The following is a 25,961-nucleotide window of genomic DNA, read 5'->3' as shown; positions in this document are numbered from 1 at the left end:
GGCGTTGTTGGCGTGGACAGCAGGCAGCAGTCCGTCGCAGCGCCCGACGCGTGGGCCGCTCGCTGGGGTGCCCGATTGGATGCGCGCACAACCATCGGGCCGTAGCGCCACTGTGTACCGGAAAATCGTGCCGCGCGCGAGCCGGAAAATCGCCAGGTACGGCCGCGCGGGGAGTCAACCGGGCTACTGCTTGATCCCTTCCGCCTGAATATGCAGCACCGTCGCCATATTGAAGCCCTGCTTCTGGCCGAGCCCGATGCCGTAATCCGCGCGATCGAACTTCGCCGTCGCATCGACGCCGCAGACCTCGCGCTTGAGCATCGGATGCTGCATGCATTTGAACGATTCGACCTTCAGCGTCAGCGGTTTGGTCACGCCGTGCAACGTGAAGGTGCCGGTCACTTCGACCGGCTTGTCGCCGTCGAACGAAATCTGCGTGCCCTTATAAACCGCCGTCGGATATTTGGCGACGTCGAGCAACTCGTCGGAACGCAGATGATCGTCGAGCTTCGCGTTGCCGGTCTGGATCGATGACGTATCGACGGTCACGTCGACAGTGCCGGTTTTCGCCGCGCGATCGAGCGTCACCGTGCCCGACGATCTGGTGAATTTTCCGCGCCATACCGATATGCCACCGAGGTGATCGGCCTCGAAGCTCGGGAACGTGTGGTTGGGATCGAGTTGATACGTATCGGCCGCGGCCGCGTCAAACGAGATGCAGGCCGCGAGCACGCCCGCGGCGACCAGCAATGTCTTCCTCATCTTGTTCTCCTTGATCAACGCACGGTGCACGCTCGCACCGTGCCGGCTGTTTGCGTTGCTACGTCGCGATGCTGCTGCACTACCGCGTTACTGCACTACTTCGCTGCGCCGACGATGTGAAACCGGATCACGATATCGTCAGCCACAGTCGACGTGTCCTTCCATTCGCCGGTGCCGATGTCGAACTGCAGGCGCTTGATCGTCAACGCACCGTCGAAGGTATGCGCGGCGCCCTGCCCGCTCATCTTGACCGGCACGACGACGGTCTGCGACTTGCCCTTGATGGTCAGTTTGCCCGTCACGTTGAACTGGTTCGGGCCGGCCGGCGCAATCGCGCTGGAAACGAAGGTCGCATTGGGATACGTCTTGGTGTCGAACCATTCCTTGCCGCGCACCTCCTGGTTGTAGGACTCGTCGCCGAGGTCGTAGCTGGTCATGTCGACGCTTGCCTGCACGGTGCCGGCGGCCGGCTTCGCCGGGTCGAATGCCACCTGCGCGGAGAACTTGCCGAACTTGCCTTCGACCGGCACGTTCATCTGCTTCGAGGTCGCGGTCAGCGTGCTTTGAGCGGTATCGATCTGCGCGAGCGCGCTGCCGGAGAACGTGCCCAGCGCAACTGCCGTAAGCACGCTGCATGCGGCCAGCATCCTGCGTTGCAACGAAGCCTTCATGGTTGTCCTTGGAGTCATTTGAGAAAAGGGATCATCCGCGCCAGCAGCCCATCGCGGTCCAGCCATTGATGCTTGAGCACCGCCGCGATATGCAGCACGACCAGCACCAGCAGCGTGTAGTTCAGGCCGATGTGCACGGTCTTCAGCACGACCTTCAGCGTCGGATCGGGGGCGATCAGGCGCGGCAGCGGCACGAGGCCGAGATAGACCACCGGCACATTGGCCGCCGAGCTATACAGATAGCCCGAAGCCGGAATCAGCAGCATCAGCGCGTACAGCAGCAGATGCGTCGCATGAGCGGCGCCGCGCTGCCAGGCGGGCATGCCGGGCGGCAGCGGCGGCGCGACATGGGTCGCGCGCCACAGGGTGCGCAGCACCGCGAGCGCGAACACTGTCACGCCGATCCATTTATGCCAGGAAAAATAGCGCAGCTTGGTCGGCGTAAAGCCAGGGATGTCGGTCATCACCCAACCGAGCGAAAAGCCGCAGACGATCAGCAGCGCAATCAGCCAATGAAACGCGATGGCCGTGCGTGTGTAAGGCGTGGGCGTGGCAAGCGGGGCAGGATGTGCCATGTCAGGGTTCCGCGCGAAGGGTAAGCGTGAAACGAAACAGCGGCCGCCGATATTCCCAACGATGCATGTCGCATTGCGAAACAATCGACGGCACGAGAGACCTCGCCGCCATGCTACTCCACCCGGCGCGCCGCGCGCAGACGCTCATTGCTGCGGCCTGGATTTTGCTACTTCGCTGAGCCACGCGCCGAACTCCGGGAGACGCTGAGCGCCCAACGGAAAAACGCCAATCGCAAGGCTGCCGGGCTGGGCCGGCCTGATGGGTGCGTGCGATGCGCCTTTGATACTATGTGGCCAGGTTTTTACGCCGCTCAAGGCCGGCCGCGCGCGGCCGGCGACGCGCGGCTCACGCCCTTCCTTCAACGTTTTCAGCTGCCTACGCATGGAACATGACCGTTTGATTGCATGTCACGAATGCGATGCGCTGTTTCAGAAGCCGCGGCTCGGCCGGCGCCGCCTCGCGCGTTGCCCACGCTGCAAGGCGGTGTTGTACGGCAGCACGTCGGGGCGGCTCGACGCGATCTGCGCGATGACGCTCGCCGCGCTGATAACGTTCCTGATCGCGCAAGGCTTTCCGATTATCGAGCTCGAAACCAACGGCATCACCACCCAGGCGAGCCTGCTCAGCGCGGTCGGGCAGCTGTGGTCGGAGAACATGCAGATCGTCGCGGTGATGGTGTTCTGCTCGACCACGCTGTTTCCGCTGATCGAACTCTGCGCGTTGCTGTATCTGCTGCTGTCGGTGCGCGCCGGCTTCGTGCCGCCCGCGTTCAACCAGTTGCTGCGCGCGATCCAGTTCGTGCGGCCGTGGGGCATGATCGAAGTCTTCATGCTCGGCGTGCTGGTGACGATCGTCAAAATGACCGGTGTCGCGCGCGTCGTGCCGGAGGCCGCGCTGTTTGCTTTCGGCGTGCTGACGCTGATGTTCGCGGTGGTGGTGACCTTCGATCCGCGCACGCTGTGGGACATCGCCGACACGCTGACGCGGCATCGCGCGCGCCAGACGCAGCGCGTGGCCGGGCCGCCTGCGCCCGCGCCATCGACGGCGCCGCGCCGCGGATGAGCCCACGATGAAATATCTGACGGCCAGGCGCGCCGGCCTCGTTGCGTGCCACGCGTGCGCGCTGGTGCAGCAACACGTGCACTCGATCGACCCGCAGCGCTGCAGCCGCTGCGGCGCGGTACTGCACCGGCGCAATCCGGACAGCCTGATGCGCACGTGGGCGCTGCTGATCGCGGCCGTCGTGCTGTACATTCCGGCGAACCTGCTGCCGGTGCTGCACACCACGTCGCTGGTCGGCAACGAAGACGACACGATCATGAGCGGCGTGGTGTTCTTCTGGACCTCGGGCGACTGGCCGCTGGCGATCATCGTGTTCGTCGCCAGCATTCTGGTGCCGATGCTGAAGCTGTCGGTGCTGGTGCTGCTGGCGCTGACCGCAGGGCGCCGCTCGCGCTGGCGGCCGCACGAGCGCACTTCGTTGTACCGGCTGGTCGAACGGATCGGCCGCTGGTCGATGCTCGACATCTTCGTCGTGACGATGACGGTCGCGCTGGTGCGCTTCAAGTCGCTGGCCGAGATCACCGCGGGGCCGGGTGCGCTCGCATTCGGCTCGGTGGTGATCCTGACGATGCTCGCCGCGATGCAATTCGATCCACGTCTGATCTGGGACCCCTTCGACACCGCCGCGCCCCCACCGGCGCCTGCGCCGTCTCGCGAACCCGTGCCCGGCGCGGACAGCATCACTCCCTCTTCCCAGGACCCCGCACATGAATAGGCCACAAGACCCGACGCCCGACGCGCCGCGCCAGGACCCGCCGGGACCGCCCCCGCTGCCCGAACCCGATATCGACGCGCGCCGCCGCTGGCTGCCGTCGCTGGTATGGGTGATTCCGCTGATCGCCGCGCTGATCGGCGTCGCGCTGGTGATCCAGTCGATCTACGAGAAAGGGCCGACCATCACGATCAGCTTCAGCTCGGCGGAAGGGCTCGAGCCGGGCAAGACCAAGGTCAAGTACAAGGACGTCGACATCGGCTACGTGAAGACCATCAAGCTCGCGAAAAATCACTCGCGCGTGATGGTGTACGTGCAGCTGACCAAGGAAGCCGAAGACTTCGCGGTGAAAGACAGCCGTTTCTGGGTGGTGCGGCCACGCATCGGCGCGAGCGGCGTGACCGGCTTGAGCACGCTGCTGTCGGGCTCGTATATCGGCGTCGACGGCGGGCGCTCGACCGAATCGGAAACCGAGTTCGTCGGGCTCGAATCGCCACCTGCGGTCACGGTCGACCAGAAGGGCCGGCAGTTCACGCTGCGCGGCGAGTCGCTCGGCTCGCTCGACATCGGCTCGCCGGTGTTCTACCGGCGCGTGCAAGTCGGCCAGGTGACCGGCTTCTCGCTCGACAAGGATGGCACCGGCGTCACGCTGCAGGTGTTCGTCAGCGCGCCGTTCGACCAGTACGTCGGCACCAACTCGCGCTGGTGGCATGCGAGCGGCGTCGATTTGCGGCTCGATTCGGGCGGCTTCAAGCTGAACACGCAATCGCTCGCGACGGTGATCGTCGGCGGTCTCGCGTTCCAGTCGCCGCCAGGCCAGGCGGTCGGCGTGCAGGCGCCGAACAACATGACGTTCCGCCTCGCCTCCGACGAAACCGACGCGATGCACGAGCCGGACGGCGAACCGGTACGCGTGGTGATGAACTTCAACCAGTCGCTGCGTGGGCTGTCGGTGGGCGCGCAGGTGGACTTCCGCGGCATCGTGCTCGGCCAGGTGACGAATATCGGCGTCGAATACGATCCGAAGGCGCGCAACTTCACGATGCCGGTGACCATGAACCTGTATCCGGACCGGCTGCGCAAGCGCACCGGCGAAGCCATGCCGGCCCAGGACACGCAGGAAGGCCACGCGTTGCTGGAGGCGCTGGTCAAGCACGGGCTGCGCGGCCAGTTGCGCACCGGCAACCTGATCACCGGCCAGCTGTACGTCGCGCTCGACATGTTCCCGAACGCGCCGAAGGCGATCGTCGATGCGTCGCGCGATCCGCTCGAACTGCCGACCATTCCGAACACGCTCGACGAACTGCAGCTGCAGATCGCCGACATCGCGAAGAAGCTCGACAAGATTCCGTTCGACCAGATCGGCGCGAACCTGAACGGCGCGCTGCAAAACGCCGACAAGCTGTTCACGAAGCTCGATACCGAAGTGCTGCCGCAAGCGCGCGATACGCTGAACGCGGCCAAGCAGACGTTCGGCACGGCGCAGTCCACGCTGCAACAGGATTCGCCGCTGCAATCCGATGTGCACCAGGCACTCACCGAACTGACCCGCACGCTGCAATCGTTGAACGCGCTCGCGGACTATCTGGAGCGTCACCCCGAATCGCTGGTGCGCGGAAAATCAGGAGATAACAAATGACGTTTGCGTGGCTCACCCGTTCGTTGCGTAAGCCGCATGGCGCGGCGGCTCGTGGCATGCCGGCCGCGGCGCGCGCCGCTGGCCGTGGTGCCGCGCTTGGGCTGATGGCGCTGGCGCTCGCGGCCTGTTCTTCGCCGTCGAGCCGCTTCTATACGCTGAGTGCCGGCGATACGTCGGCGCAGCCGATCGCGACGGTGGCGAATCCGGCGTTTCTGATCGAAGTGCCGCCGGTCGATGTGCCGCCGCAGGTCGCGAAAAACCAGCTGGTGGTGCAGACCGGCGAAACCCAGGTGCGCGTGCTCGAAGAAGAACGCTGGGCCTCGCTGCCGGGCGACGAGATCCGCCGCGCGCTGTCGAATGGGCTGACGCAGCAGCTCGGCACCTTCGATGTGTACGGCACGCCTTATCCGGACCGTGTGCCGGTGTACCGGATCAGCGTCAATGTGCAGCGGTTCGAGTCGTGGCCCGGCTCGCATGCGCTGATCGACGCGGTGTGGAGCGTGCGGTCGGTGCGCACGCAGGCGGTGCTGACCTGTCGCAGCGTGGTTAGCCAGCCGGTCAGTGGCGGGTACGATGCGCTCGCCGAAGGACATCGGCGCGCGGTCAGGCAGATCGCGACGCAGATCTCGGCCGCTGTGCGCGCGCTCGCGGCTGCGCCGGCGAAAGGCGCGGCGCCGGCCTGCCCGGCTGCTTCGGCGGGGGCGCCGGGGGCAGCTGGGGCGGGGGCCGGTGGCTAAGGGGAGGGGCGCCGTTGCGTGTGTCGAATCAAGCCGTAGGTAAACACTACCGCAGCACGCCAGCATCGCCCCGCTGCTCTTCTGCTCGGCATGCCTATGCCGACATCAGTTCGCCGACGTCAATTCGAAGCGAAAGCGCTTGCCAAGTGCCGCTGCGGCACTGGCAAGCGTAGCAAGCGTCAGGCTCGTGTCATCGTGGTCCAGCAAGCGATTCAAAGCCGAGCGACTAGTCTTCATGCGGCTTGCCATCATCGTCTTCGTGATGTGCTGTGCCTTCATCTCCTGCGCGATCTGCCACGCGATCACACGTTTGATCGCTACCGCGGTTACCTCTTCCAGCACTTTCTCTTCGGCAAGAAAATCATCGAAATTCGATCCGATGTGCCTGTTTGCCACGACACACTCCTTGTGTAGAAACTTCGACTTCACACTATAGGCTGCGCAGTTCTCGCAATCGGTCCTTTGCCAAGCCTAAATCCTCTTCGGCGTGCTCTGCGATTTTTTGATGAATGCGTGTAGCAGGATCATCTCCAGGTCGACCACGGTGAACAGAATTCTCGCAATTCGCTTATGCAAACTGACGCGCACTTCCCATAGATCCCGGTTCATCTTCCGCACTAACGGCATGCCGAGCGGCCAACCAAACTGTACTGTCTTGATATCTTCACCGATTGTCTTACGGTCTTGAGGGTTGAGCTCCTTTAACCAGTCACGGACCGGCTCATTGCCGGTTGCGGTTCGAAAAAAGCGGACGCCGAGAACGGCGACGAGTTGGACCATAGGCGCAGGCAAAAAAACCAAACCAACGAAATTGTACCAAATTTGGTACGTTTGCGCGAGTATGCCGTTTGTACGCGCTTCTGCAAAAACTGGGGCCACAGTCACCGTCAATCCGCCGATCTCGTCTCGGTGCGCCACCCCAGCGCGTACAATGGCGCCTTGTTCCACGCCCCTTCCCGGCACGCTCAATGTCCTTCGATTTTTTCGCCCCTTGTCCGCGTGGCCTTGAAGCCACGCTCGCCGCCGAACTTGCGGAAATCGCCGCGCGCCACCTGAACGGCGCGCCGTTCGACACCGGTGCGCAAGTGCCGGGCGGCGTGCATTTTCGCGGCGGCTGGGCCGCCGGCATGGCCGCTAACCTGCATTCGCGTATCGCTAGCCGCGTGCTGCTGAAAATCGCCGCGCGGCCGTACCGCAACGAGCAGGACGTCTATGCGCTCGCGCTGGAGCAGCACTGGGAGCAGTGGTTTTCGGCGAACGAAACGCTGCGGGTGGACGTCACCGCGATCAAGTCGCCACTGCGCAGCCTCGAGTTCGCGACGCTGCGCGTGAAGGATGCCATCTGCGATCGCCTGCGCGACGTGAGCGGCGCGCGCCCGAGCATCGACACCGGTGCACCGGACGTGCGCGTCTTCGCGTTTCTGACGGCCACCGATTGCACGCTGTACCTCGACACGTCCGGCGAGCCGCTCTTCAAGCGCGGCTGGCGGCTCGACAAGGGCGCGGCGCCGCTGCGCGAAAACCTCGCGGCCGGCATTCTGCGTCTGACTGGCTGGACCCCCGGCACACCGCTGTATGACCCGATGTGCGGCAGCGGCACCTTCCTCGCCGAAGCCGCGCAGGTCGCGCTGCACGTGGCGCCGGGCGTCGAACGGCGGTTCGGCTTCGAGAAGCTCAAGCAGTATGACGTCAACGCATGGCAAACGCTGAAGGTTGCCGCCCAGGACGCGAAGCGTGCCGCCCGTGCAGCGCGCAGCGAAGATCTGCAGATCTTCGGCAGCGACATCTCCGGCGACGTGCTCGACAAGGCGCGTGCGAATCTGGCGCGCGCGGGCCTGACCGGCTTGCCGCTCAAACAGCTCGACGCGCGCGGCATGACGCCGCCGTCGGGCGGCGCGGGCATTCTCGTCGCGAATCCGCCGTATGGCGAGCGCATCGAGGTACGCGGGCGTGGGCCGCGTGGCGAAATCCGTTCAACCGGCCGCGAGTCGCGCGACGACGACAGCTTTCGCCGCAGCCACACCGACACGCCCGACAGCGAGTTCTTCCACGCGCTCGGCGATGCGTTGAAGCAGCGCTTCACCGGCTGGCACGCCTTCATCCTGACTTCCGATCGCAAGCTGCCCGGACAGTTGCGGCTGCGCGAATCCACGAAGACGCCGCTGTATAACGGCGCGCTCGAATGCCGGTTGTTCCGTTTCGACCTGGTGGCGGGCAGCGTGAAGTCGCGGCCCGCAAACGGCGACGCGGCACAAGACTGAGCGAGCTGCCGGCCCGTTGATCGCGTCGTGGCGCAAACCTCGACCGCAAGAAATTGACGGCCACGTCCGGCTACGGGTGCATGCGCGGCGGTAGTAGCCCGCCATCATTGCTGCGCGTGGCCCGCCTACCCTGCTTGTTCGATGGCATCTGCGCCTGCCGCGCCGTGCCGATAAACGGCCATTACGTCGCGGCGGCTCGGTGCGTCCAGCTTGCGCAGGATCTGCTGGACCTGGGTTTTTACCGTCCATTCGCTCTTGTTCAGAATGCGCGAGATTTCCCAGTTGGTCTTACCCTCGCGCAGCCAGCGGAACACCCCTTGTTCGGCGGGCGTCAACGGCAATGCGCTCGCCGCATGCCCGCGCGGGGTGCCGGCGCCCGCGGCGCGGGTAAGCGTCTCGGCAGTTGCAACGGCCGATGCAGCTGCGCCCGTCACAGCCGGCCCATCGTGCCACGCCAGCACCGCGTGATGCAGGCGGCGCGCGATAGGGTCGGCAAGCGTGTCCCATTGCGCATGCGCCGCATCGCGCACGTTGAAAAGCGCGAAATACGACGCCACGGCCCGCTGCACATCGACATGACCATGCAGCAGCACATTGCGCAAACCGAACTGCCTGAGTAGCGCAGCCGGTTCGCCGATCGCACCGGCTTCGACATATTGCGGTCGGCGCACCAGCAGCCAGTGCGACAGCACCGGGCAGCCGACTTCAGCGTGAGCGGTGACCTGTTGCAGATAGAGAGGCGGCAGGTCGATGGCGAGCGTATCCAGAATCTTGACACCGAGTGTGCATTTCTCGGCTATACCGAACACGGCGCCGCGATAAGGTATCAGCTCGGACAACCAGCCGCCGACCCATTTCGCGAAGTCGTCCCGACTCGCGTTTTCACTGTATCTGTCGTCTTCCATCGAATTTCCCTCGAATACGAGCACGCTGGTTTGTCATCGGCGCTGTTGCGCTCGACCGGCCAGCCTGGAGCCGAAATATTCTGCGTGGTATTGAGGAAAAGCCAAATCAGAAACGTCCCAATGAGGATGCCGAATCGTCACGTTATTCGTGAGCATCAGCCATCGGCAATCGCTTTGCCAATACTCCGGGTGGAGTATGGAAATCATGCGACGCTCAGCCGAAACTAGTGCCGCTCCAGTTTCAGTTGAACCCGTGAGAGGCATGCATGGACCGTGGCCCGCAATCGTTTGCATCCCGCTTGATCGATCCTGCGCTGTTCGGAATAGACAACGATTACTTCCCGCATATCGATGCCATTCTCGGCGCACGCGAGTCGCGCTATTTCGGCAGCGGATTTCAACGCGTGCGCTATTGCGCAAAAGTCGATGTCGCGGCCAGCGAACCGTTGCTTGCCGACGGATCGCTCTGCGTGCGGTATCCGCCGGACTGGTCCGTCAAGGCACCGCAAAACCGGATCTCGCCTCACCTGTCGACCGTCGACGCGGTCTACCTGGGCGCCACGCTCTCCGAGTGGGCGCTGCATCACGCGTTCACCACGCAGCAGGGCCATCCTGCGCCGCTGCTAACCCATTGCGAGGTCAAAAGCGGCGCCGTACCGGACGAATACCTCGATGCACTGCCGTTCACGATACGCAGCCTCGGCACCGCGCCAAACAAGGACCGCAGCTCTCCATACGGCCTAAACACCGCACTGCAACTGCGCATCGGCGTGATGCAGATGGTGGTGGAAATCGCACACAGCGGTGCGTTGAAGAGCGAGCGCACTGCGCAGCAAACAGACCCGCTCGCGTCAGCAGGCCCTCAAGCCGATGCCGGCCGGCTTGCCGTCGCGGGCACGCACCATATCGACCTGCAGCACGTGCTGCTCGACCGCGCCGGCTTGCGGGCCAGCGCGGAAGTGCTGTTCGGCCCGACGGCGCCGGGCTACCGCCTGCTGTCGTATGTCGAATTCGTGCTCGCCAGTGCGCAGCTCGCGCAGGCCATCATTTATCGAACCGACCGTATCCCGCGCGTGCACAGCAACACGCTGTGGATGCGCGACTTCAGGATCGCCGCCGCCGCGCACTGCAAGGTGTGCGAGCCTCAACTGATCGAGCTGCGCACGCTGAACCATAAGCGCCAATGCCTGGGCGGGGATCTATGGTCGGTGTACCGTTTTCTGTGCCGCCTCGGTCCGCTCGGCGCGACCTTCACGTTCGCGCACAAGCTAAACGGCGCGCACGCCGCGCCTGCCACGACGGAGCGCAGCTAAATGCGCATTGTCATCTCCGGCACGTATTCGACTGGCAAGACCACGCTCACCGATGCGCTGGCCTATTTGACCGGCATTCGCCGCACTCATGCACGCACGATGCGCGAAATCCTGCCGGAGGCGTTGCCCGGCAAAGTGCTCGAGGAGTGCGGTCTCGCCGAGCTGATGGAACTCTGCTTGTGGCGCTTCAAGGAACGCGTTGCCGCCGAGCAGGCATGCGGCAGCCCGTTCATTTCCGATGGCTCGTGCCTGCACGAGTGGATCTACGCGCGCGCCAGGCTGGATACCGGCGTCAATCCCGCGCACGGCCCCATCACGCGAAGCTTGCTGCATGCCACGCAAGCGAGCGCCCGGCGCACCTATCGGCGCGTGTTTGACCGGCTCATCCATGCAGTCGAAGCGCACGCAAAGTCCGCGTACGACGAGGTCATTCACCTGCCGATCGAGTTTCCGTTGCGCGACGACGGGCATCGTCCGGTATCCGAACCGTTCAGGCGGCTTACCGAGCAGATGCTGCTCGATACATTGCAACGCCTGCGGATTCCGGTTCATGTCGTCAGCGGCACCGTCGAATCCCGGCTCGCGCAGATCGTCAACCGCTACGGATGGTTACCGACGCGCAGCGTCGCCGAAGCGCTTGCGCTCGCGCAGGCAAACGCGCTTCGCGTCGAGCACGAGGCACTGGAGAAACATGCTGCGTGGCGCCGCGACATGAACTGGCCACGCCGTGTGCTGCGGCAGTTAAGCAGGTTGTAAACAGGCCGGCTGCCATGCGAGGTGCAGCGGGCTCTCTGCTTTTGCCCGTTCACTCACCCATTCACTCAATCATCCATTCCGAAGAACAAGGAGTCTTTTATGCCTAAAGTGGCCATCGTTTTCCAAAGCAACAGCGGCCATACCGCCGTGCTTGCCGAAGCTGTCAAGCGCGGCATCGTGTCGAACGCGGGCACCGAGGCCGTGTTGATTCCGGTCAATGCGGCAAGCGAGCATGCACACATACTCGATGCAGCCGAGGCGATCATATTCGGCGCGCCGACCTTCATGGGCAACGTGCCGGCCGAATTCAAACAATTCATGGATTCGACCGCTAGCGTATGGTTGAAACAAGGCTGGCGTAACAAGGTCGCGGCAGGCTTCACCTGCTCGGCGTGCTGGAGCGGCGACAAGCTGAATACGCTGGTGCAGATGGCGATTTTCGCTGCGCAGCATTCCATGCTGTGGGCGCCGCTCGGCATGATGCCGGGAAACTGTACGAGCGCGGGCTCGCCAAGCGATCTGAACCGGGTTGGTGGGTTTCTCGGCGCGATGGCACAAGCTAACGCCGATCAGGGCGCGGACGTCGCGCCGCCGCAGGCGGACCGCGACACGGCGGAGCATCTCGGCAAACAGGTCGCCGATATCGTGCATCGGCTAACTTATGGGGTGCGTTGACGCATTAACCAACGCGTGGCGACCGGCGTAGACATGGGTAGCGGGTGTTGGGCCGCGCGCTTTTGCCTTGCTGTTTGTTACTGGACGCGCGGCCGCACCGATGTTGGCCGCGCGCTACTACAGCAATTAGCAGGATGAGGCAGTGGGGCCCAGTTGACAGCGCGGTCCGATGTGGCGCAACCAGGGGTGGCTCGGCTGAGGTGGTTCGGCTGAACGGCGGGAGGCAGGCGACGCAGCGGATATCCTCCCGCCACGACGGCCAGCCGCCTCGCACCGCGATCACTCCACCGACTTCACCATATCCTCGATCACCTTCTTCGCATCGCCGAACACCATCATCGTCTTGTCCATGTAGAACAGGTCGTTGTCGAGCCCGGCGTAACCCGCCGCCATCGAGCGCTTGTTGACGATCACGGTGCGCGCCTTGTACGCCTCGATAATCGGCATGCCCGCGATCGGCGATTTCGGATCGGTCTTCGCCGCCGGGTTCACCACGTCGTTCGCGCCCAGCACCAGCACCACGTCGGTCTGGCCGAACTCGTTGTTGATGTCGTCCATTTCGAACACGAGGTCGTACGGCACTTCGGCCTCCGCCAGCAGCACGTTCATGTGCCCCGGCATGCGGCCCGCCACCGGGTGGATCGCGTAGCGCACGTCGATGCCCTTCTCCACCAGCTTGTCGGTCAGCTCCTTTAGCGCATGCTGCGCGCGCGCCACCGCCAGCCCGTAGCCCGGCACGATCACCACCGTCTCCGCATTACCCAGCATGAACGATGCGTCTTCGGCCGAGCCCGCCTTCACCGGCCGCTGCTCGGTCGCGCCGCCTGTGGCCGCGGCGCTGGCTTCCCCGCCAAAGCCGCCCAGCAGCACGTTGAAAAACGAGCGGTTCATCGCGTGGCACATGATGTACGACAGGATCGCGCCCGATGAGCCCACCAGCGAGCCCGCGATGATCAGCATCGCATTGTTCAGCGAGAAACCGATGCCCGCGGCCGCCCAGCCCGAGTACGAGTTCAGCATCGACACCACCACCGGCATGTCCGCCCCGCCGATCGGGATGATGATCAGCACGCCCAGCACGAACGCGATCAGCGTCATGATGATGAACGGCAGCCAGGACTGCGTCAGGAAGAACAGGATCCCGAAGCCGAGCATCGCCAGCGCGAGCAGCAGGTTGATCATGTGCTGGCCCGCGTACACCACCGGCGCGCCCTGGAACAGCCGGAACTTATATTTGCCCGACAGCTTGCCGAACGCGATCACCGAACCGGAGAACGTGATCGCGCCGACGAACGTGCCGATAAACAGTTCGATGCGGTTACCGTACGGCAGGAAACCCGGGACCGGATTGTCCGGATCGACCAGCCCGAACGCCGACGGCTCCGACACCACCGCATACGCAATGCACACCGCTGCCAGACCGATCAGCGAGTGCATCGCGGCGACCAGTTCGGGCATCTTGGTCATCTCGACGCGCGCGGCGACGAACGCGCCGATCGCCCCGCCCACTACCAGCGCCGCGAACAGCAGCCCGAGGCCAAGCCCGAGATTCGAGCCGAGGCCGGCCGCCTGTTTGAGGATCAGTGCGATGGTCGTGACGATCGCGATCGCCATACCGACCATGCCGAACAGGTTGCCGGCGCGTGCGCTTTTCGGGTTCGACAGGCCTTTCAACGCCTGGATAAAGCAGACCGACGCGATCAGGTACAGCAGCGTCACGAGGTTCATGCTCATTTTTATGCGCCCTCCTGCTTGCCGCCGGGGGCTGCGAGCTTGCCTGCGGCTGCGCCTGCGAGCTTCTTAGGTTCTTTCTTCCTGAACATCTCGAGCATCCGTCTTGTCACCAGAAACCCGCCGAACACGTTGACCGCCGCGAGCGCCACCGCCACCGTGCCGAAGAACTTGCCGGTGCCGCCCACCGTCAGCCCGACCGCCAGCATTGCGCCGACGATCACGATCGCCGAGATCGCGTTGGTCACCGCCATCAGCGGTGTGTGCAGTGCCGGCGTGACGTTCCAGACGACGTGGTAGCCGACGTAGATCGCCAGCACGAAGATGATCAGGTTGATCACCGTGTGGTTGATGACTTCCATTGCCATTTCTCCTTGTGCGTGAAGGCGTCCTGAGGGCCTGAGCGGGCCGCGGGACGCTTTGCGAGGCTTTACGAAGCCTTGCGTGCGAGTTCGCCGTCTCGTGTGAGCAGGGTGGCCGCGACGATGTCGTCGGCCAGATCGATGTTCAGCGCCCCTTCGTTCGTGACGATCAGCTTGAGGAAATCGAGCAGGTTGCGCGCGTACAGCGACGACGCGTCGGCCGGCACCATTGCCGCGAGGTTCGTATAGCCGGCCAGCGTCACGCCGTGTTTCGTGACCACCTGGTCGGTTTCAGTGAGCGGGCAATTGCCGCCGCGCCGGCCGTCGGCCTCCGCGCCGCGACCTGCGGCGAGGTCGATCAGCACCGAGCCGGGTTTCATCGCCGTGACCGTTTCCGCGGAAATCAGCGTGGGCGCGGCGCGGCCCGGGATCAGCGCGGTGGTGATCACGATATCCGCCTGTTTCGCGCGCTCGTGCACCAGCGCCGCCTGGCGCGTGAGCCACGACGGCGGCATTGGTCGCGCGTAGCCGCCCACGCCGACGGCCGCTTCGCGTTCTTCGTCGGTTTCGTAGGGCACGTCGAGGAATTTCGCGCCGAGCGATTCGATCTGCTCTTTCACGGCAGGACGCACGTCCGACGCTTCGATCACGGCGCCCAGACGTTTAGCCGTGGCGATCGCCTGCAGACCCGCGACGCCCGCGCCGAGGATCAGTACGCGCGCCGCTTTCACGGTGCCCGCGGCGGTCATCAGCATCGGCATGAAGCGGGGGTACAGGTCGGCAGCGAGCAGCACCGCCTTGTAGCCCGCGATGTTCGCCTGCGACGATAGAACGTCGAGACTCTGCGCACGCGTGGTGCGTGGCGCGGCTTCGAGCGCGAAGGCAGTCACACCCGCAGCCGCGAGGCGCGCAGCGTTTTCTGCATTGAACGGATCGAGCATGCCGACCAGCGTCGCACCGCGCTTCATCAGCGGCAGCTCGGCCTCGGTCGGAGACTGGACCTTCAGGACCAGTTCGGCGGCAAACGCAGTGGCGGCATCGGCGAGCTGCGCACCGACGGCGGTAAAGGCGTCGTCCGGAAAACTGGCGCGCACCCCAGCGCCGCTTTGCACCGTCACCTGGTGACCCTGCGACACGTATTTCTTCACCGTCTCCGGCGTTGCGGCCACGCGGGTTTCGTAGGGGCGCGTCTCGGCTGGCACTCCGATGTGCATCGTGAACTCTCCTCGACTTTCTTGTTAGACAGACTCGCCGACGAGGGCAACGCCGGCTTGCAAATGCAACGGCTACCGCGTCACTTTAACCAAAACCCGCGACCAAATCGATATTTGTGCGGGATCCCCGCCCAGCAGGGCTCTGCGGCCTCATCGGCGTGACAGGCGGCCCCGGCGCGTCGGCTATCGGTGCACCCGGGCGGCGAAAGCTCATAACCGGTAAAATGCAGCCCCATGAAACCGGAAACGTGGGCTCCGCATGTAACGGTCGCCGCCGTGGTCGAACGCGACGGGCGCTTTCTCGTCGTCGAGGAACACACTTCGGCCGGGCTGCGCCTCAACCAGCCGGCCGGGCACCTCGAGCGCGGCGAAACGCTCGTCGACGCAGTCTCCCGCGAAACCCTCGAGGAAACCGCGCATCCGTTCACGCCCGACGCGCTGATCGCCGTCTATATGACGCACTTCGGCCGCGCGGACAGCGAAGGCGTCACCTATGTGCGTTTCACCTATTGCGGCACGGTCGCCGACGCGCAAAACCGCGCGCTCGACCCGGACATTGTCCGCACGCTGTGGATGAGCGCCGATGAACTGCGTGCGTGTCCCGAGCGGCATCGCTCGCCGCTGGTGATGCGCTCCGTCGACGATTACCTCGCGGGCCGGCGTTTCCCGCTCGACCTGGTGCACACGCATTCGGTCGGGCCTCCCCGATAAAGAAGTCAGGCACAAGCATGAGCAAGCAGAAAGTCGTAGTGGGCATGTCGGGCGGCGTCGATTCGTCGGTCACCGCATGGCTGCTGAAAGAACAGGGCTACGACGTGGTCGGCCTTTTTATGAAGAACTGGGAAGACGACGACGACGGCGAATACTGTTCGACCCGGCAGGACTGGATCGACGTGGTTTCGGTGGCCGATCTGATCGGCATCGACGTCGAGGCGGTCAACTTTGCCGCCGAGTACAAAGACCGCGTCTTCGCCGAATTCCTGCGCGAGTACTCGGCCGGCCGCACGCCGAACCCGGACGTGCTGTGCAACGCGGAAATCAAGTTCAAGGCCTTCCTCGACCACGCGATGTCGCTCGGCGCGCAAACCATCGCGACCGGCCACTACGCGCGCGTGCGCGAGATCGACGGCCGCTTCGAACTGCTGAAAGCGAAGGACCACACGAAAGACCAGTCGTACTTTCTGCATCGGCTCAACCAGGCGCAGCTGTCCAAAACCCTGTTCCCGCTCGGCGAGATTCCGAAAACCAAAGTGCGTGAAATCGCCGAACAGATCGGTCTGCCAAACGCGAAGAAGAAAGATTCGACCGGCATCTGCTTCATCGGCGAGCGGCCGTTCCGCGAGTTCCTGAACCGCTATCTGCCGACCCAACCGGGGCCGATGAAAACCACCGACGGGAAAACCGTCGGCGAGCATATCGGTCTTGCGTTCTATACGTTCGGCCAGCGCAAGGGCATTGGTCTCGGCGGCAGCAAGGAAGGCAGCGGCGAGCCATGGTTCGTCGCCGGCAAGGACATCGCATCGAACACGCTGTTCGTCGCGCAGGGCCACGACCACCCGTGGCTGCTCAGCGAAACGCTGAGCGCCGGCAATACCAGCTGGGTGGCCGGCCACGCACCGTCCGAGGGCTTCGCCTGCGGCGCCAAGACCCGCTATCGGCAAGCCGACGCGGCGTGCCATTTCGGCCACGCCGAGGTTGCGCCGGAACGCTTCTCGCTGCACTTCGACGACGCCCAATGGGCTGTCACACCGGGGCAATCCGCGGTGCTCTACGATGGCGACATCTGTCTCGGCGGCGGCATCATCGAACACGCGGCCACCGCGCAGCACGCCGCCGGCAGCGACGTGCGGCAAGCAGCGCTGGCGGCGCGCTGAAAAACGCGCGGTACGGCTCGCTGGCTGGCCGTACGCAAGGAAAAGCCTGTCCGTCAGTCATCAACCCGCAGCGAATTCCGTCCGCACCGATGTGGGCGATCCCGTCGCGGTGAACTCAAAAAAGCAACGGAGTCCCCATGTTCTCTCGACGTTATCTGGCGATGTGGTGCGTGGTGCTGCTCGCGGCGGCCTGCGCGCTGCTGGCGGCACTCGATCGCATCTCGTGGCTGTGGCTGATCGTGCCCGCGCTGCTGGTCGGGCTCGGCGCATCGGATCTGCTGCAACAGCGCCATGCGATCCTGCGCAACTACCCGCTGTGGGGCCACTTCCGCTTCATGTTCGAGTTCATCCGGCCGGAGATCCGCCAGTACTTCGTCGAAGACGACACCGAGGAAAAGCCGTTCTCGCGCGCGCAGCGCAGCATCGTCTATCAACGCGCGAAGAATGAAACGGACAGCCGCCCGTACGGCACCGAGATCGACGTAAAGGCGGTCGGCCACGAGTGGATCAGCCATTCGCTCGCGCCGACCAGGCTCGATAACCACGACTTCCGGATCGTCGTCGGCGATACGCGCGCGCAGCCGTACTCGATGTCGATCTTCAACATCTCCGCGATGAGCTTCGGCTCGCTGTCCGCAAATGCGATCCGTGCGCTGAACCTCGGCGCGAAGAAAGGCAATTTCGCGCACGACACCGGCGAAGGCTCGATGTCGAAGCATCACCGTGAGCATGGCGGCGACATCATCTGGGAGATCGCATCGGGTTACTTCGGCTGCCGCAACGACGACGGCACCTTCAACGCCGACAAGTTCGCACAGCAGGCGCGCGAACCGCAGGTGAAGATGATCGAAATCAAGCTGTCGCAAGGCGCGAAGCCCGGCCACGGCGGCGTGCTGCCGGCCGCGAAGATCACACCGGAAATCGCCGAAACGCGCGGCGTGCCGATGGGCCGCGACTGCATTTCGCCGGCGACGCACTCGGAGTTCTCGACGCCGCGCGAACTGCTCGCCTTCGTCGAGCGGCTGCGCACGCTGTCGGGCGGCAAGCCGACCGGCTTCAAGCTGTGCATCGGCCACCCGTGGGAGTTCTTCGGCATTGCGAAAGCGATGCTGGAAACCGGCATCCTGCCGGACTTCATCGTCGTCGATGGCGCGGAAGGCGGCACCGGCGCCGCGCCGCTCGAGTTCACCGATCATATCGGCGTGCCGCTGCAGGAAGGCCTGCTGCTGGTGCGCAATACGCTCGTCGGCATCGGGCTGCGTGACAAGATCCGCATCGGCGCGAGCGGCAAGATGATCACCGCATTCGATATCGCGAAGACGCTGGCGATCGGCGCGGACTGGGTCAACGCGGCACGCGGATTTATGTTTGCGGTGGGCTGCATTCAGGCGCAGCACTGTCATACCGGCCGCTGCCCGACCGGCGTGGCCACCCAGGACCCGGTGCGGCAGCGCGCGCTGATCGTGACCGACAAGTCCGACCGCGTGTTCAACTTCCATCACAACACGCTGCACGCGCTGAAGGAAATCGTGCAGGCCACTGGCCTGATGCACCCGTCCGATCTGCGGCCGCATCATATCGTGCGGCGCGTGTCGTCTTATGAAGTCCGGCTGATGTGCGACCTGTTGAAGTTTCTCGAACCCGGCGATCTGCTGAACGGCAACTATCGCTACACGCTGTACGAGAAATGGTGGCCGGTGGCGCGCAGCGATTCGTTCACGCCCGAAGTGACGAGCGTCGCGGCTTGAGGCGGGTTGCGGCGGGTTGCGGCTTGACGCGTTATGCGAAAGGACTGGGCGGCGAGCACGCATAGCGGCAGGCCGTGCAGCCTGCCTACCCGCCAGCCCTGCGCGATATTCAGTTGGCCGGCGCGGTATCGGTCAGCGCCGTGTCGATGAACGACTGGCGTTGCGACAGCTTCTGGTAATGCTTGTCGAGACTCGGATGGTGCTCGCGCCAGTTCAGATCGGGCATTCTGAAATCCAGATAGCTGAGCGCACAACCGACGGCGATGTCCGCCAACGTATAGTGGTTGCCTGCGCACCAGGTCTTGCTGCCGAGGCCTTGCGACATCGCGACGAGACCCTCGTCGACCTTGCGCCGCTGCCGCGTGAGCCACTTTTCGCTGCGTTCACCGGCCTCGCGCTGCACGCCCTCGATGCGTACCAGCACCGCCGCATCCATCATGCCGTCCGCCAGCGCTTCCCAGCAGCGAACTTCGATGCGTTCACGGCCCGGCTGCGGAATCAGCTTGCCGACCGGCGACAGCGTATCGACGTATTCGCAGATCACCCGCGAATCGAACACCGCCTCGCCGTCGTCCATGACGAGGCACGGCACCTTGCCAAGCGGGTTGAAGGTGTGGATCGAAGTGTCGTCGGCCCAGACGTTTTCGAGCACCAGCTTATAGTCGATTTTTTTCTCGGCGAGCACGATCCGCGCTTTGCGGACAAATGGGCTCGACAACGAACCGATGAGTTTCATCACATCTGCCTTTTCTTGAACTGGGCGAAAGTATACGTGGAATGGCGCCATTTCAACTGGCATGGCGGCTTCTGGCGAGTCCCGCCGGTACGGCTTGTGGGCGGATTGCAACAGAGCCGACGCGCGCACTGGCGCTCGGGCGCGCTACCCTTGTCCGAACGGCCGGCGATGCACGCGGCGCGGCCGCAAACCATTGCGCATTGAGCGCTACAATCGCACGATGAACCTGCCTACCGAACCCTCCATCGATCTGACAGCGGCCGTCGCCATCTACCGTCAGCGCCGCGCGCGCGTACTCGCCGCACTGCGCGCGGCGGGCGGCGGCGTGGCGATCGTGCCGACCGCCACCGAAGTGCTGCGCAACCGTGACGCCGACTATCCGTACCGGCACGACAGCTACTTCTACTATCTGACCGGCTTTACCGAACCCGAGGCGCTGCTCGTGCTCGACGCGAGCGCGGCGGCAGGCGAGCCCGAGGCGATTCTGTTCTGCCGCGCGAAGAATGCGGAGCGCGAAACCTGGGAAGGCTTCCGCTTCGGCCCCGAGGGTGCGCGCGATACATTCGGCTTCGACGCGGCCTTCCCGTTCGACGAACTCGATACGCATGTGCCACGCATGATTGCCGACAAGCCGGCACTGCACTATGCACTCGGTGCGTCGGCAGAGCTCGACGCGCAGGTGCGCAGCTGGCTGGACGCGGTGCGTGTGCGGGCGCGCAGCGGCGTGCAGGCGCCGACCACCGTGCATGACCTGCTGCCGCTGCTCGATGAAATGCGGCTCGTCAAAGACGACCATGAACTCACGGTGATGCGGCGCGCCGCGCAGATCTCCGCGCTGGCGCATCGCCGTGCGATGGCTGCGTGCCGGCCGGGCATGCGCGAGTACGAACTGGAAGCGGAGCTGCTCTATACGTTTCGCAAGCATGGCGCACAGGCGCCGGCGTATGGCTCGATCGTCGCGGCAGGCGCGAATGCGTGCGTCCTGCATTACCCGGCCGGCAACGCGATCGCGCGCGACGGCGATCTGATCCTGATCGACGCCGCCTGCGAACTGGACGGCTATGCGTCTGACATCACGCGCACTTTTCCCGCCAACGGGCGCTTCAGCGCCGCGCAGCGCGAGTTGTACGACATCGTGCTCGCCGCGCAGCAGGCCGCCATCGACGCGACGCGCGCCGGTGCGAGCTTCGATGCGCCACATGAAGCAGCCGTGCGGGTGCTCGCGCAGGGGCTGCTCGACACGGGCATCATCGCCCGCGAGCGCTTTTCGAGTGTCGACGACGTGATTGCCGAGCGTGCGTACGCGCGCTTTTACATGCATCGCACCGGCCACTGGATCGGCATGGACGTTCACGATTGCGGCGACTATCGCGAACGCAGCGTGCCGCCCGACGCGCAGGGCCTGCAGCCGTCACGCACGCTCGCGCCGTCGATGACGCTGACGATCGAACCCGGCCTGTATATCCGCGCGGCCGAGGATGTGCCGGAGCAATACTGGAACATCGGCATTCGCATCGAAGACGACGCGGTCGTCACCGGCACCGGCTGTGAACTGCTCACGCGCGATGTGCCGGTGGCCGCCGACGAGATCGAGGCGCTGATGCGCGATGGGCGTGCAGACCTTGGTGCGGCCGCGCCGCGTAGCGCATGAGCATGCCAGGCATGGATCGCACACAGCAAACCGATGCCGCTTCGGCAGTCGACGCACCTCGCCCCGACGCCGTCTCGCGCACAGACGCCACGGGCCAGCCGTTCGACTTCGACGTGACGATCGTCGGCGCGGGGCCGGTTGGGCTCGCACTCGCGGGTTGGCTCGCGCGACGCAGCGCCACGCGCGCGCTGTCGGTCGCGCTGATCGACGCACGCGAACCGGAAGACGCCGTGTCGGACCCGCGGGCCATCGCGGTCTCGCACGGCAGCCGGATGATCCTCGAGCCGCTGCGCTGGCCCGCGGACGCCACCGCCATCCAGCGCATACACGTATCGCAGCGAGGCCACTTCGGGCGCACGCTGATCGAACATGCGGAACACGGACTGCCCGCGCTCGGCTATGTGCTGCGCTATGGGTCGGTCGTGCACGCGTTGGCTGAAGCGGTGCGTGCAACATCGGTGCATTGGTTCAAGTCGACTACCGCGCAGCCGCCGGTACAGGAAAACGACGGCGTTACGCTGCGCATCGAAAACAGCCATGTGACGCGTACGCTGCGCACCCGCATTCTGGTCAGCGCAGAAGGCGGGCTGTTTCATGAACAGCAGGCGCGCGCAGGCGGCTCGCGCGATTACGGGCAAACCGCGCTGGTCGGTACGGTAACCGTATCGGCACCGCGACCGCACGTGGCGTGGGAGCGTTTTACCTCGCAAGGCCCGATTGCGCTGCTGCCGCTCGGTGGCGTGCGCGGTGCGGATTACGCGCTCGTCTGGTGCTGTACGCCGGCAGAAGCTGCGCGCCGCGCCGAATTGTCCGACGATGCGTTTCTGTGCGAACTCGGCATTGCGTTCGGCGAACGCATGGGACAGTTCACGCAGATCAAGGGGCGCGCGGCCTTTCCGCTTGGCCTCAATAGTGTGGATGCACTGGTCAAGGGCCGCGTTGTTGCGGTCGGCAATGCGGCGCAGACACTGCACCCGGTGGCGGGCCAAGGGCTCAACCTGGGCCTGCGCGACGCGCACGCGCTGACCGACGCGCTGTCGCAGTTCGGCGCGACGCCGCTCGCGCTCGCCGCATTCGCACAAAAGCGCGCGCTAGACCGGCGGCTGACGATCGGCGCAACCGACACGCTCGCGCGTTTGTTTACAGTCGACTTGCCGGCATTGGGCACGCTGCGCGGGCTTGCGCTTGCCGCGCTGGAGTTCGTGCCGCCGGTGAAGACGGCGCTCGCGCGGCAGATGATGTTCGGACAACGTCGTTAATGCTGGTTCGCGCACGGGTCCTGCAAATGGACACGACAGTGTTCGTCTTCTTTTGGTCTTCGCGCGGTCGTCTCACGGTCTTCTCGTGGTCTTCTCGTGGTCTTCTATGACCCAACGGACTTTCATAGAAGATTTAACGGCGTGCCGCAGGCTCAACTGTCGTTGCGTTGAGCCGTTAACGTTAAAATAGAAACTTTCCCTTCGCGGTTTGCGGTTCTCACTGCTGTGTCAGGATTACCTGATGCAGCGGCTTATCCACGCGTTTTGCACGCGTTTTGCATCCGCCTTGCACCCGTTTTGCGTCGCTATGCCCGTTCTCGGCTCACACAATTTGCGTAACAACCTGTTCGTCGCCCCGATGGCCGGGGTCACGGACCGGCCCTTCCGTCAGCTCTGCAAGCGCCTGGGCGCGGGCTACGCGGTGTCCGAAATGGTGGCATCGAACGCGCAGCTGTGGAAAAGCGAAAAAACCATGCGCCGCGCGAACCACACGGGCGAGGTCGAGCCGATCGCGGTGCAGATCGCCGGTGCCGATCCGCAGATGATGGCCGAGGCGGCACGCTACAACGTCGCAAACGGCGCGCAGATCATCGACATCAACATGGGCTGCCCCGCGAAGAAAGTGTGTAACGTCGCGGCCGGTTCGGCGCTGCTGCAAAACGAGCCGCTCGTGCAGCGTATCGTCGAAGCAGTCGTGAACGCGGTCGGCATTGGCCCCGACGCGGTGCCTGTTACGCTGAAGATCCGCACCGGCTGGGATCGCGAAAACAGGAATGCGCTCACCGTTGCACATCTTGCCGAGGCTGCGGGCATTTCAATGCTGACCGTGCACGGCCGCACGCGCGCCGACCTGTATCACGGCGCGGCCGAGTACGAAACCATCGCCGCGGTGAAGGCCGCCGTGAAAATTCCAGTCGTGGCGAACGGCGACATTACGTCGCCGCACAAAGCGCGCGACGTGCTCGCCGCCACCGGCGCAGACGCAATCATGATCGGCCGCGCAGCGCAGGGGCGCCCGTGGCTGTTTCGCGAGATCGAGCATTTTTTGCAGACCGGCGCCCTGCTGCCGGCGCCGCGTATCGACGAAATCCAGCAGGTGATGAACGATCACCTGGAGGACCACTACGCGTTTTATGGGGAATTTACCGGCGTACGTACTGCGCGTAAGCATATCGGCTGGTACACTCGCGGCCTTTCCGGCGCCAACGCGTTCCGTCATCGGATGAACACGCTGGACACGACGCGCGAGCAGTTGCTCGCTGTCAACCAATTTTTCGACGAGCAGAAGGCGGTTTCCGACCGCCTTGTGTACGTCGACGAAGATGTCAATAACAACGGCGACCCGGACCAATCCGACCGATTAGCAGCATGAGCAAGCACAATATCGAACAATGTGTCCGCGATAGCCTGGATGTGTATTTCCAGGATCTCGACGGCTCCAATCCGCACGACGTCTACGAAATGGTGATGGCGTGCGTCGAAAAACCGATGCTCGAGGTGGTGCTCGAGCAGGCCGGCGGCAACCAGTCGCTGGCAGCCGAATATCTCGGCATCAACCGCAATACGCTGCGCAAAAAGCTGCAACAGCACGGGTTGCTGTAGCGCGCGCCCCGCCACGCTTTCATCGGGCTTTTCCGTTCTCATCATGATCAAGCAAGCGCTCATCTCTGTTTCCGACAAGTCCGGCATCGTCGATTTTGCGAAATCGCTGTCGGCGCTCGGCGTCAAGATCCTGTCCACCGGCGGCACCGCGAAACTGCTCGCGGACGCGGGGCTCGCCGTCACCGAAGTGGCCGACTACACGGGCTTCCCGGAAATGCTCGATGGGCGCGTAAAGACGCTGCATCCGAAAGTGCACGGCGGCATTCTCGCGCGCCGCGACCTGCCCGAGCATATGGCTGCGCTCGGACAGCACGACATTCCGACGATCGACCTGCTCGTCGTGAACCTGTATCCGTTCGTGCAGACGGTGTCTAAAGAAGATTGCACGCTGGAAGACGCGATCGAAAACATCGACATCGGCGGCCCGACGATGCTGCGTTCCGCAGCGAAGAATCACCGCGACGTAACGGTTATCGTCGATCCGGCCGACTACGCAGCCGTGCTCGACGAGATGCGCGCAAACAGCAACACGGTCGGCTATACGACGAACTTCCGCCTGGCTACCAAGGTGTTCGCTCATACCGCGCAATACGACGGCGCGATCACGAACTATCTGACGAGCCTGACCGAAGAGCTGCAGCACCGCACGCGCAACACGTATCCGGCTACGTTCAATCTCGCCTTCGACAAGGTGCAGGATCTGCGCTACGGCGAAAACCCGCATCAGAGCGCCGCGTTCTACCGCGACCTGTCGGTGCCGGCGGGTGCGCTAGCCAACTACCAGCAGTTGCAGGGCAAAGAGCTGTCATACAACAACATCGCCGATTCCGATGCCGCGTGGGAGTGTGTCAAGACTTTCGACGTGCCGGCCTGCGTGATCATCAAGCACGCGAATCCGTGCGGCGTGGCGATGGGCGCGGATACGAACGAAGCGTATGCGAAGGCGTTCCAGACCGATCCGACTTCGGCCTTCGGCGGCATCATCGCGTTCAACCGCGAGGTGGATCAGGCAACCGCTCAGGCGGTAGCGAAGCAGTTCGTCGAAGTGCTGATCGCGCCGGCATTCAGCGCTGAGGCGCGCCAGGTGTTTGCGGCCAAGCAGAACGTCCGCCTGCTGGAAATCGCGCTCGGCGATGGGCACAACGCATTCGACCTGAAGCGTGTTGGCGGCGGCCTGCTGGTGCAATCGCTCGACGCGAAAAACGTGCAGGCGCAGGACCTGCGAGTAGTAAGCAGGCGCCATCCGACGTCGAAGGAAATGGACAACCTGCTGTTCGCATGGCGCGTGGCCAAGTTCGTGAAGTCGAACGCGATCGTGTTCTGCGGCAACGGTATGACGCTTGGCGTAGGTGCTGGCCAGATGAGCCGCGTGGATTCCGCTCGGATTGCGAGTATCAAGGCGCAGAACGCGGGATTATCGCTGGGCGGCTCGGCCGTTGCGTCGGATGCGTTCTTCCCGTTCCGTGACGGGCTCGACGTCGTGGTGGCGGCAGGCGCAACCTGCGTGATCCAGCCGGGCGGCTCGGTGCGCGACGATGAAGTGATCGCCGCCGCGGACGAGCACAACATCGCAATGGTGCTGACCGGCGTGCGCCACTTCCGCCATTGAGCATCGGCTAGATCAGCAATTCGCTGCTAAACGGCCCGGCAGTCCAGCACTGCCGGGCCGTTTTTTGTCCGATTCGTTGTAGTATCGCAGGCACTGAGTCAGCCCT

General features: G+C 64.3%; 25 protein-coding genes and 1 pseudogene. 16 read left to right on the top strand and 10 right to left on the bottom strand.

The annotated features are described in order from the left end of the window. Positions 1–183 precede the first annotated feature (183 nt). The 3 genes from ACYVNQ_RS26565 to ACYVNQ_RS26555 form a co-directional block, all read right to left on the bottom strand. Positions 184–762 (bottom strand): YceI family protein, encoded by a 579-nt coding sequence (locus ACYVNQ_RS26565; protein WP_460906440.1) that lies wholly within the window; start codon positions 760–762, stop codon positions 184–186. Between the two features lie 95 nt (positions 763–857). Next, a complete protein-coding gene (locus tag ACYVNQ_RS26560) occupies positions 858–1,433 on the bottom strand; it encodes a YceI family protein (RefSeq protein WP_460906439.1) in 576 nt (191 codons plus the stop codon). Positions 1,434–1,447: 14 nt separating this feature from the next. Then, the gene (locus ACYVNQ_RS26555) at positions 1,448–2,008 is read right to left on the bottom strand and encodes a cytochrome b (protein WP_460906437.1); all 561 of its coding nucleotides are present in this window, start codon (positions 2,006–2,008) and stop codon (positions 1,448–1,450) included. Between the two features lie 382 nt (positions 2,009–2,390). On the opposite strand from ACYVNQ_RS26555, the gene ACYVNQ_RS26550 reads away from it, so the two are divergent. The 4 genes from ACYVNQ_RS26550 to ACYVNQ_RS26535 are packed head-to-tail and all read left to right on the top strand — an operon-like array spanning position 2,391 to position 6,159. Then, on the top strand, positions 2,391–3,071 hold the full coding sequence (locus tag ACYVNQ_RS26550) for a paraquat-inducible protein A (protein ID WP_460906435.1): 681 nt from the start codon (positions 2,391–2,393) through the stop codon (positions 3,069–3,071). 7 nt (positions 3,072–3,078) lie between these two features. Next, on the top strand, positions 3,079–3,786 hold the full coding sequence (locus ACYVNQ_RS26545) for a paraquat-inducible protein A (RefSeq protein WP_460906433.1): 708 nt from the start codon (positions 3,079–3,081) through the stop codon (positions 3,784–3,786). Continuing rightward, positions 3,779–5,422 carry a PqiB family protein gene (locus ACYVNQ_RS26540; RefSeq protein ID WP_460906431.1) on the top strand — a complete coding sequence of 548 codons (1,644 nt, stop codon included), beginning with the start codon at positions 3,779–3,781 and terminating at the stop codon, positions 5,420–5,422. Before ACYVNQ_RS26545 ends, ACYVNQ_RS26540 begins: the two co-directional genes overlap by 8 nt. Next, entirely contained in the window at positions 5,419–6,159 is a 741-nt protein-coding gene (locus tag ACYVNQ_RS26535) for a PqiC family protein (protein WP_460906429.1), read from the top strand. Before ACYVNQ_RS26540 ends, ACYVNQ_RS26535 begins: the two co-directional genes overlap by 4 nt. A gap of 105 nt (positions 6,160–6,264) precedes the next feature. On the opposite strand, the gene ACYVNQ_RS26530 is transcribed toward ACYVNQ_RS26535, so the two are convergent. Next, positions 6,265–6,555 (bottom strand): Fis family transcriptional regulator, encoded by a 291-nt coding sequence (locus ACYVNQ_RS26530; protein WP_460906427.1) that lies wholly within the window; start codon positions 6,553–6,555, stop codon positions 6,265–6,267. Positions 6,556–6,589: 34 nt separating this feature from the next. After that, positions 6,590–6,939, bottom strand: a pseudogene (locus tag ACYVNQ_RS26525) (type II toxin-antitoxin system RelE/ParE family toxin). 188 nt (positions 6,940–7,127) lie between these two features. On the opposite strand from ACYVNQ_RS26525, the gene ACYVNQ_RS26520 reads away from it, so the two are divergent. Continuing rightward, entirely contained in the window at positions 7,128–8,420 is a 1,293-nt protein-coding gene (locus ACYVNQ_RS26520) for a THUMP domain-containing class I SAM-dependent RNA methyltransferase (RefSeq protein ID WP_460906425.1), read from the top strand. Between the two features lie 125 nt (positions 8,421–8,545). On the opposite strand, the gene ACYVNQ_RS26515 is transcribed toward ACYVNQ_RS26520, so the two are convergent. Then, entirely contained in the window at positions 8,546–9,325 is a 780-nt protein-coding gene (locus ACYVNQ_RS26515) for a helix-turn-helix transcriptional regulator (protein WP_460906423.1), read from the bottom strand. Positions 9,326–9,591: 266 nt separating this feature from the next. Here ACYVNQ_RS26515 and ACYVNQ_RS26510 point away from each other — a divergent pair, with 266 nt between their 5' ends. The 3 genes from ACYVNQ_RS26510 to ACYVNQ_RS26500 all read left to right on the top strand — a co-directional run bounded on the left by ACYVNQ_RS26510 (position 9,592) and on the right by ACYVNQ_RS26500 (position 12,069). Next, positions 9,592–10,638: an AvrD family protein gene (locus tag ACYVNQ_RS26510; protein ID WP_460906421.1), complete on the top strand. Its 1,047-nt coding sequence runs from the start codon at positions 9,592–9,594 to the stop codon at positions 10,636–10,638. After that, positions 10,639–11,394, top strand: coding sequence for an ATP/GTP-binding protein (locus ACYVNQ_RS26505; RefSeq protein ID WP_460906419.1), 756 nt, complete (start codon positions 10,639–10,641; stop codon positions 11,392–11,394). A 99-nt stretch (positions 11,395–11,493) separates the two neighbouring features. Beyond that, positions 11,494–12,069 carry a flavodoxin family protein gene (locus tag ACYVNQ_RS26500; protein WP_460906417.1) on the top strand — a complete coding sequence of 192 codons (576 nt, stop codon included), beginning with the start codon at positions 11,494–11,496 and terminating at the stop codon, positions 12,067–12,069. 279 nt (positions 12,070–12,348) lie between these two features. On the opposite strand, the gene ACYVNQ_RS26495 is transcribed toward ACYVNQ_RS26500, so the two are convergent. The 3 genes from ACYVNQ_RS26495 to ACYVNQ_RS26485 all read right to left on the bottom strand — a co-directional run bounded on the left by ACYVNQ_RS26495 (position 12,349) and on the right by ACYVNQ_RS26485 (position 15,376). Next, positions 12,349–13,803: an NAD(P)(+) transhydrogenase (Re/Si-specific) subunit beta gene (locus ACYVNQ_RS26495; RefSeq protein WP_460906415.1), complete on the bottom strand. Its 1,455-nt coding sequence runs from the start codon at positions 13,801–13,803 to the stop codon at positions 12,349–12,351. 2 nt (positions 13,804–13,805) lie between these two features. Beyond that, positions 13,806–14,162 carry an NAD(P) transhydrogenase subunit alpha part 2 gene (locus ACYVNQ_RS26490; protein WP_460906413.1) on the bottom strand — a complete coding sequence of 119 codons (357 nt, stop codon included), beginning with the start codon at positions 14,160–14,162 and terminating at the stop codon, positions 13,806–13,808. A 68-nt stretch (positions 14,163–14,230) separates the two neighbouring features. Beyond that, positions 14,231–15,376 carry a Re/Si-specific NAD(P)(+) transhydrogenase subunit alpha gene (locus tag ACYVNQ_RS26485; protein WP_460906411.1) on the bottom strand — a complete coding sequence of 382 codons (1,146 nt, stop codon included), beginning with the start codon at positions 15,374–15,376 and terminating at the stop codon, positions 14,231–14,233. Between the two features lie 234 nt (positions 15,377–15,610). Here ACYVNQ_RS26485 and ACYVNQ_RS26480 point away from each other — a divergent pair, with 234 nt between their 5' ends. The 3 genes from ACYVNQ_RS26480 (at position 15,611) to ACYVNQ_RS26470 (ending at position 18,998) form a co-directional block, all read left to right on the top strand. Next, positions 15,611–16,087: an NUDIX hydrolase gene (locus ACYVNQ_RS26480; RefSeq protein WP_460906409.1), complete on the top strand. Its 477-nt coding sequence runs from the start codon at positions 15,611–15,613 to the stop codon at positions 16,085–16,087. A 17-nt stretch (positions 16,088–16,104) separates the two neighbouring features. Then, positions 16,105–17,250 carry a tRNA 2-thiouridine(34) synthase MnmA gene (gene mnmA / locus ACYVNQ_RS26475; protein WP_460906407.1) on the top strand — a complete coding sequence of 382 codons (1,146 nt, stop codon included), beginning with the start codon at positions 16,105–16,107 and terminating at the stop codon, positions 17,248–17,250. A 137-nt stretch (positions 17,251–17,387) separates the two neighbouring features. Beyond that, on the top strand, positions 17,388–18,998 hold the full coding sequence (locus ACYVNQ_RS26470) for an FMN-binding glutamate synthase family protein (RefSeq protein WP_460906405.1): 1,611 nt from the start codon (positions 17,388–17,390) through the stop codon (positions 18,996–18,998). A 109-nt stretch (positions 18,999–19,107) separates the two neighbouring features. Here the strand turns inward: ACYVNQ_RS26470 and ACYVNQ_RS26465 are convergent, their stop codons facing one another. Next, positions 19,108–19,734 (bottom strand): glutathione S-transferase N-terminal domain-containing protein, encoded by a 627-nt coding sequence (locus ACYVNQ_RS26465; RefSeq protein ID WP_460906403.1) that lies wholly within the window; start codon positions 19,732–19,734, stop codon positions 19,108–19,110. A 220-nt stretch (positions 19,735–19,954) separates the two neighbouring features. Here ACYVNQ_RS26465 and ACYVNQ_RS26460 point away from each other — a divergent pair, with 220 nt between their 5' ends. From ACYVNQ_RS26460 to purH, 5 genes are all read left to right on the top strand, one after another. Beyond that, positions 19,955–21,385, top strand: a complete 1,431-nt coding sequence (locus tag ACYVNQ_RS26460; protein ID WP_460906401.1) for an aminopeptidase P N-terminal domain-containing protein — start codon at positions 19,955–19,957, stop codon at positions 21,383–21,385. A gap of 11 nt (positions 21,386–21,396) precedes the next feature. Continuing rightward, entirely contained in the window at positions 21,397–22,644 is a 1,248-nt protein-coding gene (locus ACYVNQ_RS26455) for a UbiH/UbiF/VisC/COQ6 family ubiquinone biosynthesis hydroxylase (RefSeq protein ID WP_460906399.1), read from the top strand. Between the two features lie 307 nt (positions 22,645–22,951). Further along, complete coding sequence (gene dusB, locus ACYVNQ_RS26450; protein ID WP_460906397.1) at positions 22,952–24,016, top strand: tRNA dihydrouridine synthase DusB; 1,065 nt, start codon at positions 22,952–22,954, stop codon at positions 24,014–24,016. Further along, complete coding sequence (locus ACYVNQ_RS26445; protein WP_460906395.1) at positions 24,013–24,246, top strand: Fis family transcriptional regulator; 234 nt, start codon at positions 24,013–24,015, stop codon at positions 24,244–24,246. The genes dusB and ACYVNQ_RS26445 overlap by 4 nt, the downstream gene beginning before the upstream one ends. Before the next feature lie 43 nt (positions 24,247–24,289). Continuing rightward, positions 24,290–25,855 (top strand): bifunctional phosphoribosylaminoimidazolecarboxamide formyltransferase/IMP cyclohydrolase, encoded by a 1,566-nt coding sequence (purH, locus tag ACYVNQ_RS26440; protein WP_460906393.1) that lies wholly within the window; start codon positions 24,290–24,292, stop codon positions 25,853–25,855. Positions 25,856–25,961: the final 106 nt, after the last annotated feature.

It is taken from the genome of Paraburkholderia jirisanensis, from assembly GCF_054782355.1.
The sequence above is the reverse complement of the archived record's forward strand: the minus strand, read 5'-3'. Positions and strand labels throughout refer to the sequence as shown.